Below are 9,920 nucleotides of genomic sequence, written 5' to 3' on the forward strand. Positions count from 1 at the left end.
CTGGGGGATTAAATACCTGTCAAGGGTTAAGGTAGAAGGCATTCGTCAGAAAAAACCAACGCTTCTTAAAAGCCAAGGATTGAAACACAGATTTTTTATACCTCGCTGCTTGCAGTCTCGGTATAATTATCAATTGTTAGTGGGCTTTAGACTCATAACAAAAGTTTTCAACTATACTCTTAACTTCTGCCTTATACCAAATGACGAATGCCTGATTTTTAACCAGAAAAGGCTAGTATCCCCCGATTAGTGACAAGTATTGAGGCCGAATCCATTCGGCGCGTCGTGTTTCATACCTGGTGTGAAGACACAGGGGTTTTCAAACTTACGGGATTTTTTTATGAATACTGAGCTTCATGTGCCAAGCGACTTGCGGTTTTTAACAATTGTTGAAAATTGGTTGCTGAGCAGTTTGGAAGTAGAGCTAGGAGAGCACGTCGATTGGCCGCGTCAGTCGAATCGTTTGCGCTTGGTGTTAGCAGAAGCCTATTCTAACGTGATCCGCCATGCTCACAAAGATCAACCCAATTTGCCCGTGTTAATTCGCTTGAATTTAAAAAATAGGGATATTGGTTTAGAAATTTGGGATTACGGTAAAGGTTACGAAATGGATACTTACAATCCCCCGATGCCGGAAGCTAAACAGGAAAGCGGCTACGGCTGGCTGATTATGAGCAGACTTATGGATCGGGTGGACTACACTTTGCAAATAGACGGTCGCAACTGTCTCAAGTTGGAAGCGAGTTTGCCGGAAAAATCTTAATTAGTCGTTAGTCATTAGTCATTAGTCCTGAGTGATTAATGATTGGCAATGCACTTTTAGACTCGCTTTGGCTGTCTGTCGCACGCGCTGCGGTGACAGCCACTTTTTCGTGCAGTATCGTCAATCGATTTTAGATTTTAGATTTTAGATTTTAGATTTTAGAATTGAAGCATTGACTTGCGCGAGATAAATTCGGGGGGCAAGTTTCATCGGATAAAGGTTTTTTATTTCTGGGTTCTGAGTCTGCTTTCGGAATGAATCACGTGGCGGGTATCCTGGATGCTTTCGGTCAGCCCAAGGCGAGACTGTAAGACTGTAGGGGTACAGTCCCGATCGCACAAATACCCCAGAAACGGGATTTTTATACCGTGAGTGGCACTTCACCAAAGATTTGAATAAAAACCCGGTTTCTGCCTCATTCTGGCGATAAAAAGCCGATTTACCTGTCGATCGCACGATTTTAGCTATTACGTGCGATCGACAGGTAAAACCAAAATAGACAATTTAAATGTGAAACAGCTTATCAAACATCAAATTTCGTCTGCGACCGCAGATTTAGCAATTCTTGGGGAGAAGCTAACAGTTTGACGGTGACAGAAAGGATTTTTTGCTCAGAATTGAGCAACAACAGCCATCCGACATTAACACCAAATGCGGAAGTTTGCACCCGGCCACTGACCTGAACTTCAACATTGCCATATTCTAAAATTTGGCTGACACCTTGCTGGGGTTCAAGCTTCATTCCTCGCGCTTCTGTTTTTAGATAAGTAGCGATCGAGCTGCTACCCATAATTGGCTCTTCAAACGGCGCGTGCAGAACCCCATCATCGGCAAATAAATTAGCCGTCGCGTCAAAATCGCCCGCGTTTAAAGTTTCAAAATATCGCAGTACCGTTGGGTTTGTGATGCCGGCAATCTTTATAGAGCTAGTTAAAATAGGTCGAGTTGTTGCGGTCATAAAAGAAGTGATTTTAGATGAATGAGTATACTGTAATCATTCTCTTTGTCGGAGCAAATCCCTCAAAAGATATAAGTAGGGCCAGGAAAATAATTCTCCGAAAAAAGGAGGAACCGGAGAGCGTCGATCGCAGCTTTCAGAGCGATCGACCAAAATCAATATTACTTTCAAAAAATGTAAGGGTAGCCAAGGTGTAAACCCTGATACCATCAGCCATTTCCCATCCTTCAATTCTTGAATCTAAAATTTAAAATCTCAAATCTAAAATGATAGAAACCCAGACACCTGAAGGCATCTGGGTTTCTGGCCAAGTCTGTTTGACAGACCGAACCCGAATATTCTATTTGCGGATCAAATTGAGCAATTCTTTAGGAGATGCCAACAAGTCGATCGCCACAAAGAAAATTTGACCTTGGGGATCGAGCATAAACCGCCACGCAATGTTCATGCCCACATTCGCGCCGAACCAGGGAGTTTCGACTTTGCCAGTGACTTTCACTTGGCGGTAGCCATCTTCTGCGGGTTCTGATACGCCTTGCTGGGGCATCATTTTCAGTCCGATGCACTCTTCCCGCATATAGTTGAGGATAGCGTCGCGACCGACGATCGGCTTTTGGAAAGGTGGTTGCAGGGCACCTTCTTCAGCAAATAAACCCACGGCTGGGGTGAAGTCGAAGGCGTTCATGTAGTCGATGTAGCTGAGGACAGTCTGCTCGCTGATACCCTCAATTTGGGTTTTCACCCGCTCTTCTGGAGCGGTGGGAGTGCTGCGGGGGGCTGAGCGTTTGCCGTACTCTTGGCTGAAATCTGGGTCGTAGCCCATGTGAACTACGGTGTTGCGAAGTACGGTAATTTGTTGGCCGGGATCGAGTTTTTTGATGGTTTCGAGAACTGTGGTGGCTTCGGGAGACATTTGATAGCCAGCAGGGATCGGAGCGACAACGCCCTGTTTCATCAACTGTCCCAACTCGTACCAGAAACCGAGTTTGGTATTGACGCGCAAGGAAGTGTAAATCCGACCGATTGTAGTGTCGGCGTTGCTGGCTAGGTCAAACATGGTTTTGCTTTGAGCAGCCGGCGACATCTGCTTAATTTCGCTGAGGATGCCTTCGACAAGCGCCATGCTGGCTACTCCTGGGGCTGCTGCGGTGATGGAAACGCCCATTTCGGTGTAGGCATACCAGAGTAGTGCGAGTTGGTCTTCAACGCTGAGTTTGTAAAATGCTTCGGTGGTAGCCGGAACAACGCTCGCAATCTCGGTGTTCGAGAAGATAGATTGAGCTGATTGAATACTAACTGCCATGTGTATGCTTTGGGATTTGTGGTTTTAGTGAGGTACTTGAGTTAGGAAACCTCAAGCTCCCTTAATTAACATCATGTAACGTTTTGTTAAAGTTTGCAAATAGAAATTACATATAGCTGAGTTATAAAACTATGATCAATGGTTTGGTAAATTGCGATCGCCGTCACTAGACTGTGCGCCGAATTAGTTTATTTAGGAAGCCGATCGTTAAAATCGCTTTGCATATCATATAAAATCAAAATAGTCAATACAAAAGGTAAATATTTGCCTGGTGTCAAATGAAAGCGCCAATTAGCAGCATTTTGGTTAAGGAAAAAGCCCTTGAGTTGGGATTTCACAAAGTCGGGATAGCCTTGGTAGACTGCGGCACTGACAAGGAGGCACAAAGGTTGCAGGCATGGTTGGATAAAGGCTATCAGGCGGATATGGCATGGATGGCTAACCCGAAACGTCAGGATATTCGCGCTGCAATGCCAGAGGTGAAGTCCTTAATATGTGTCGCCATCAATTACTACACGCCTCACCAACGCCCAGGCGGTTCCGAATATGCCAAAATCTCTCGCTACGGCTGGGGAAGGGATTATCATAAAATCCTGCACAAAAAACTGAAGGTTTTGGCAAATTGGGTGCGATCGCAAGGCGAGGGAATTGAAGCGCGGTATTATGCTGATACTGGGCCGATTCAGGATAAAATGTGGGCGCAACGTGCGGGGATTGGCTGGATTGCCAAAAATGGTAATGTAATTTCGCGCGAATACGGTTCTTGGGTGTTTTTGGGAGAAATCTTGACTAATTTGGAGTTAGCGCCCGATGAGTCTCATACGGAACATTGCGGTACTTGTACTCGCTGCATTGAGGCCTGTCCGACGGGAGCAATTACTGAGCCTTTTGTGGTGAATGCCGATCGATGTATAGCTTATCACACGATCGAGAATCGAGCCGAAAAATTGCCCGACGAAATTGCATCTAATTTACAAGGTTGGGTAGCAGGTTGCGATATTTGTCAGGATGTTTGTCCTTGGAATCAGCGATTTGCTAAACCAACTGATGTTGCCGACTTTGAGCCTTATCCTGAAAATATAGCGCCGACACTTGCAGAATTAGCCGACATTTCCGACGAGGAATGGAACCGCAGATTTACCGCTTCGGCGCTGCGGCGCATAAAACCCGAAATGCTGCGGCGAAATGCGAAAGCCAATCAAATTAACCCTTAAAAGTTGAGAATTTCGTGCTTAGGAGGCACTTTACCCTATAGATAATAACCCTAGGGTGTTTACGGCTCGCCAAGAGACAATACATTCTGCCGTAAGTCATTCCCCCATCTAAAATCTAAAATCTAAAACGCATCGCTAAGAGTTAATAAATTATGCAGTAAGTCATTCCCATCTAAAATCTAAAATCTAAAACGCATCGCTAAAAGTCAATACATTATGCAGTAAATCATTCCCATTTAAAATCTAAAATCTAAAATCTAAAATCTAAAATTGTATGCTTCCCCGTTCCTTATTTGCTATTGTCCAATGACCAAAGTAATTATTTTTGATTTTGACGGTACTTTAGCAGATACAATCGATATTCTTCTAAGCATCACCAACCGTTTGTCAGTAGAATTAGGCTTTAAGTCTGCCACCAAAGACCAAATCGCTCAACTCAGCAATTTAACTTCTTGGCAAATTCTTCAGTATTCGGGCATTTCTATCTTCAAATTCCCGCTGTTGATTAGAATGTTGAAAGCAGAGTTACGCACCGAAATTCCCAATATTCAATTATTTCCGGGGATTAAAGAAGTTTTACTGGAGTTAAAAACACTGGGATTTCAACTGGGAATAATCACATCTAATTCCAGAGAAAACGTTTTGGCATCGCTGGAAAAAAATGGTTTGCCAGACACTTTTACATTTATTTACTCTGGTTCAACTTTTGGCAAACATAAAGTTATTAATAGCTGGCTAAAAAGAGAAAATATAAATCCTAAACAAGTCGTTTACGTGGGAGATGAGATTAGAGATATAGACGCTGCTAGAAAAACAGGAATTAAGGTAATTGCTGTAGGTTGGGGTTTTAATTCTCAGGAGGCTTTGGCTGCACACAATCCCGATTTTTTGATTAAACGCCCCCAGGAATTGATAGAGATTATGAGTAATTTGCGGGAAGTGTAAACTGAAATTGCAAAAAGTAAGACTCGTCGGTTGAAATCTATTCTAGACAAACTCTCGTTCCACCAAAGATGGACTAAAGAATAAAATGGGTATTAAAGCCTGATTTGTTATCAGCCATATTTCCTAGTATCATCTCTGCGAATAAATTATGTTAATCTCCTTCGCTCCGTTTCAGTGCTGCTAAAACTGCTTGCTGGCTAACTGCTTGGTAGATTTTGCTAAAATGCTGCTTCAGGGCGTCTGATGCGGGCGAGGATTTGCTAGCCGTTCCTTTTCCGTCGGTTGCGAGGGGAATTGGGCCTAAGATATCTAATACTGTTTCGCTGCTGGGCGGCGGAACAATGACTACTAAAGATGATTCTAGCTGCTGATTGTATTCCCAAAAGCGATCGACCTTCGGCAATTTAGAATTCGCAGTAGGGGAATTTTCACCCTTGTTTAGCTGGGTATTTTCCTCTCCTTCCTTACCCCGTCTTTGGCGGAGTGCGGTCAATATTTGCTCTTTAGTTCTTCCGCGCAGTTGGAAGAGTACGAAGGGGTCTTCACTGAAGCGATCGCCCAATAAGTAGTATACTGCACTGATGTGTTTGCAAGGGTTTTGGGGGTCAGGACAGCTACAGCGCGATCGAATATCAGATAAACTTAACGGAAATAGCGTTTTGCCCGCTGCTGCAAATACATCTTCAATATTGTGCGGCATTTCTCCTGCTAACAGTTTAGCTGAAAAAACTGCTCTTTGCGACATATTTTCAATCACATAATCCCAATCTTCATCGCTCAATGTGTCGAGTCCTAAAGAAACTTGATAGGGTTTTGGATCGGTTCCTTGAACTATGGCAATTACTTCTTGATTGGGAAATTTAATGCTGAGAACTTTACCCTCGCGCGCGTATTGCCAGCCACGTTCTAAGCGCTTTTTGAAGCGGTAGGTATTGATTAAATCTAACCACTGTTGTGTCCACCATTCTCTGTCAATCATTTATTTGGGAATTGGGAATTGGGCATCGGGCCTTGGGCATTGGTAATTAGGATGCTGGAGTCAGAAAGGAAAAAACAGCTATCCGTGTATCCGTGACATCCGTGTCGTGCTGTTGGGAATTGGTAATTAATCATATTATTCTTCTTCCGTTTCTATGATAGCATTGCGATCGAGGATTAGTAAATTGCGAAGTTGGTCTGTATCGAGTTCGGTGAGCCAGTTTTCCCCGGCGCTGACAACTTGTTCGGCTAGAGCTTTCTTACTTTCAATCATATCGTGTATTTTCTCCTCTAACGTACCTGTGCAGACAAATTTGTGGACTTGCACGTTGCGAGTTTGACCGATGCGAAATACGCGGTCAGTTGCCTGATTTTCTACTGCGGGATTCCACCATCTGTCATAGTGGAAAACGTGGGTTGCTCTGGTTAAGTTCAAACCTGTGCCGCCTGCTTTTAAAGATAAAATCATAATCGGCGGGCCTTGGGGGTCGTGCTGGAAGCGATCGATCATTTCTTCCCGCTGCTGTTGCCGAATTCCTCCGTACAAGAACAAAACTTCTCGCCCTAAATGCTGCTCTAGATGAGGTTTCAGGAGTTTTCCCCATTCGGCAAATTGAGTAAAAATTAAAGCCCGATCGCCCTCAGCGAGCACCTCTTCTAACATTTCCACCAACCGCTGCAATTTCCCCGATTCCTGACTCTTAATCTCCAATTCTTTCGGCTTAGCTTCTGCTTTCACAAGAGCCGGATGGTTGCAAAGTTGCTTGAGTTTTACCAGCAAAGCCAGAATCATTCCCCGGCGTTGAATACCTTCGGCTGAGTCTAATTCAGCTATTGACTCTTCGACTATTTTCTGATATAATACCGCCTGTTGATTTGCCAGCCCGCAAAATACAGTCATCTCCTGTTTTTCGGGCAAATCTTGGATGATTTCTTTGTCTGTTTTCAGGCGGCGGAGGATGAAAGGCCGAACGAGCGATCGCAAAGTCTGCAAAGATTCCCTATCGCCGTATTTCTCGATCGGAATTGCAAATCGGCGCTGAAAGAAATTGCGCGGCCCCAAATAGCCAGGATTCAGAAACTCCAAAATTGACCACAATTCTTGCAGTCTATTTTCCACCGGAGTCCCTGTCAGCGCAATTCTAAAAGATGCCTCGATTTGCCGCACCGCTTGCGACTGCTTAGCCTCGGAATTTTTAATATTTTGCGCTTCATCTAAAACCAATCCTTGCCACTTAATGCCTTGAAATTCCTTCGCATCGCGAAACACCAGCGCGTAACTGGTAATTATTAAATCCTTTCCCTTAATTCCCGCTGCAAATGCTTTTCCTTTAGCGCGTTTGTCTCCGTGGTGAACTAACACTTTTAGCGTCGGGCCAAATTTCTTGACTTCCCGCTCCCAATTGCCCAATACCGATGTCGGACAAACCAGTAATGTTGGCGCTTCTAGGGCATCTTGTTCCTGTAAGTGCACAAGGAAAGCAATTAGCTCGATGGTCTTACCAAGTCCCATATCGTCCGCGAGACAAGCGCCCAAACCCCAGCGTTCTAAGAATGCTAACCAGCCTGCTCCTAGCGCTTGATAAGGCCGCAATTGTCCTCGGAAACTAGCCGGAGTTGCGATCGCACTTACCGCTTGATTATCGCTCAAAGTATTCAACAATTCCTGAAGTTGACCCGTAGCCTCAAAATTAACCACAGGCAATTTCTCGATCATCTGAGAATCGCCCGACGCCAAACGCAAAGCATCCTCCAAAGAAAGAGTCATTTGCTCTTTGCGGCTGGCAAAAAAAGTTTGAGCAGCTTTCACATCCGGCGCGCGCAACTCCACCCACTCGCCGTTAATTTCCACCAAAGGCGAATTCAACGCAATCAATCTGTCAAATTCTGCCTTAGAAAGGCGCTGTCCGCCGATCGTCAATTCCCACTTAAAATTTAGCAGACTTTGCAATCCCAACCCGCCTTTCGCCGGAGTCACTTTCGGAGTTTCCGCTTGAATGCTCAAACCCAAACGACTCGCCCAACCATCCGTCTTTGTCAAACTCGGCGGCAAAACTACGCCCAACCCGCTATCAGCAAACCGCCAAGCTACAGACTTAATAAACTCGTAAGCTTGCAGCGGATTTAATTGGCAAGATTGAGGCCGCTGTGCTTGCAAACTCGGTTCAATTAACGGATAAAGTTTCGAGGCTAAACCCAAGCCGCTGAGCAAAGTTTCTTGAGGCAATTCTATTGTCCGCCCCGCATAAGCCAAACGCTCGACTGAGTTGTTCCAAACAGTTGTCGCGTCTACCAAAAATTCCGCTTCATCTGCAGCTTGCAAGCAATAATTTAAACTCCAGTTGGCTTTACCAGGAGACGGCGGTATGAGTTGAAAGCAAGTGCGAAATTGACTTTGTTGAGATAATTGGTTTTGCAGCGGTGCAGTCCAAGCACTCAGCTTGGTTGCCAAGTTTTCCAATGCTGTTGTTTCTACTTGAACTCTCCCAGATTCCTGCTGCAAAGCTTGCAGCCAGTCGCGCACAGGAGAAACTGCTTTGATGTCTAAAGTAGAGCTACCAGCAGATCGCACTTGACTATCTACAATACTGCTCAAAAAGCCTAACACCAATTCCTCAGCCCCCCTCGGCAAATCCACCGCTAAATGTAATTGACTGGATTCTTCTTCCTTTTCCCCTCTTCCCTCTTCCTTATTCCCTCTTCCTTCTTCCTTTTTCCTTCTTCCTTCTTCCTTCTTCCTGGCATCCGTTACATCCGTTACATCCGTTACATCCGTTACAGAATCCGTTGCCGAACTTCCTTCTTCCTTCGATTGATATGTTCTGCAAGCCGTCGGCATTTGCTTGACAAAAGTGCTGAGGCGGAGTATGTCTGTAGAACTATCTAACAGCGGTTGCCATTTGGCAATAGCAGAACCGTCGGACTGTTTCTCCAATCCAGGCAAGAATTTGCATCTTGCCAACAAATCCAAACTCCACCTAGCAATATGAGACCAAAAACGCAAATCAGAGCCGACAAAAGAGTCTGGTTCCGTGCTGTTAAGCGGTAGTGATTGCAAGAAAACAAAAGCTGCTTGAGGGTTGAGACAAAAACCCTCGACTTGCCAGGGATAAAGGTAAATTTCCTCGGTTTTAGCGGGTTCCTCATCAAGTGCTGCTGCTGAGTGCTGCGGCATCAAACTTGCGTTCGATTCTGAGATTTGGGTGGGAAGTGCGATCGCCCGAATTTCCCTTTGAATTGAGGAGTTGGGTGCGCTGATTTCTTCCTTGGGAGTTTTGGGCGATCGCCTAGTTTTTTTGCTTTTTTCCGGTGGAGTTTCTGCGGTTTCCGGTAATTGCCAGTTTAGTTTTCCCGACTGTTGCAAGGAATTTAGGAAAATCTTAAATTCAGATTCTGTCATTGCTAAGGGATGCGGTAAATTCCTCCCCGATTCTAGGGTTTCAATTGCCCCAAGTTTCCGCCAAGTTTCTCCCCAAATAAATAAGCAACTTTTTTCCTTCTCTAGGAGCCAACTGCCGTGTAAAATTGCCATTTTTTTTACCCTGATATTTGTATTTAAGTGCGAGGTTGACTACAGCATTTATATGGAATTTATGAAAATTTTATTTAAAACAAACCGAGGAAATTTTGAGCCAGATAGGAATTAGGTAGAACCTTTATATTTAGGTACTTATCGCACACCTTATACCAATTTAATGTGAAGTTGCACATATCTCGATCCCCCTCGCATACCCCCTACTCCCCCTGATTGTTGGGGAG

Annotated in this window: 7 protein-coding genes; 3 read left to right on the top strand and 4 right to left on the bottom strand. The window is 44.7% G+C overall.

Features of this window, described 5'->3' with window-relative positions; genetic code table 11:
- The first annotated feature begins 340 nt into the window (after positions 1 to 340).
- A complete protein-coding gene (locus QT990_RS29870) occupies positions 341 to 763 on the top strand; it encodes an anti-sigma regulatory factor (RefSeq protein ID WP_333104293.1) in 423 nt (140 codons plus the stop codon).
- 523 nt (positions 764 to 1,286) lie between these two features.
- Here the strand turns inward: QT990_RS29870 and QT990_RS29875 are convergent.
- The gene (locus QT990_RS29875; RefSeq protein WP_333466106.1) at positions 1,287 to 1,721 is read right to left on the bottom strand and encodes a nuclear transport factor 2 family protein; all 435 of its coding nucleotides are present in this window, start codon (positions 1,719 to 1,721) and stop codon (positions 1,287 to 1,289) included.
- Positions 1,722 to 2,061: 340 nt separating this feature from the next.
- A complete protein-coding gene (locus QT990_RS29880; RefSeq protein ID WP_333408574.1) occupies positions 2,062 to 3,024 on the bottom strand; it encodes an orange carotenoid protein N-terminal domain-containing protein in 963 nt (320 codons plus the stop codon).
- 278 nt (positions 3,025 to 3,302) lie between these two features.
- Between QT990_RS29880 and queG the strand changes: the two genes are divergently transcribed.
- Positions 3,303 to 4,238, top strand: a complete 936-nt coding sequence (gene queG / locus QT990_RS29885) for a tRNA epoxyqueuosine(34) reductase QueG (RefSeq protein WP_333145316.1) — start codon at positions 3,303 to 3,305, stop codon at positions 4,236 to 4,238.
- Between the two features lie 306 nt (positions 4,239 to 4,544).
- Entirely contained in the window at positions 4,545 to 5,183 is a 639-nt protein-coding gene (locus tag QT990_RS29890; RefSeq protein ID WP_333145315.1) for an HAD-IA family hydrolase, read from the top strand.
- 151 nt (positions 5,184 to 5,334) lie between these two features.
- On the opposite strand, the gene QT990_RS29895 is transcribed toward QT990_RS29890, so the two are convergent.
- Both QT990_RS29895 and QT990_RS29900 read right to left on the bottom strand, forming a co-directional pair.
- Complete coding sequence (locus QT990_RS29895) at positions 5,335 to 6,162, bottom strand: SWIM zinc finger family protein (RefSeq protein ID WP_333145314.1); 828 nt, start codon at positions 6,160 to 6,162, stop codon at positions 5,335 to 5,337.
- A gap of 135 nt (positions 6,163 to 6,297) precedes the next feature.
- The gene (locus QT990_RS29900; RefSeq protein ID WP_333145312.1) at positions 6,298 to 9,693 is read right to left on the bottom strand and encodes a DEAD/DEAH box helicase; all 3,396 of its coding nucleotides are present in this window, start codon (positions 9,691 to 9,693) and stop codon (positions 6,298 to 6,300) included.
- Between the last annotated feature and the right edge of the window lie 227 nt (positions 9,694 to 9,920).

Source organism: Microcoleus sp. T3_B1, from assembly GCF_036700445.1.
Taxonomy (GTDB): Bacteria; Cyanobacteriota; Cyanobacteriia; order Cyanobacteriales; family Microcoleaceae; genus Microcoleus.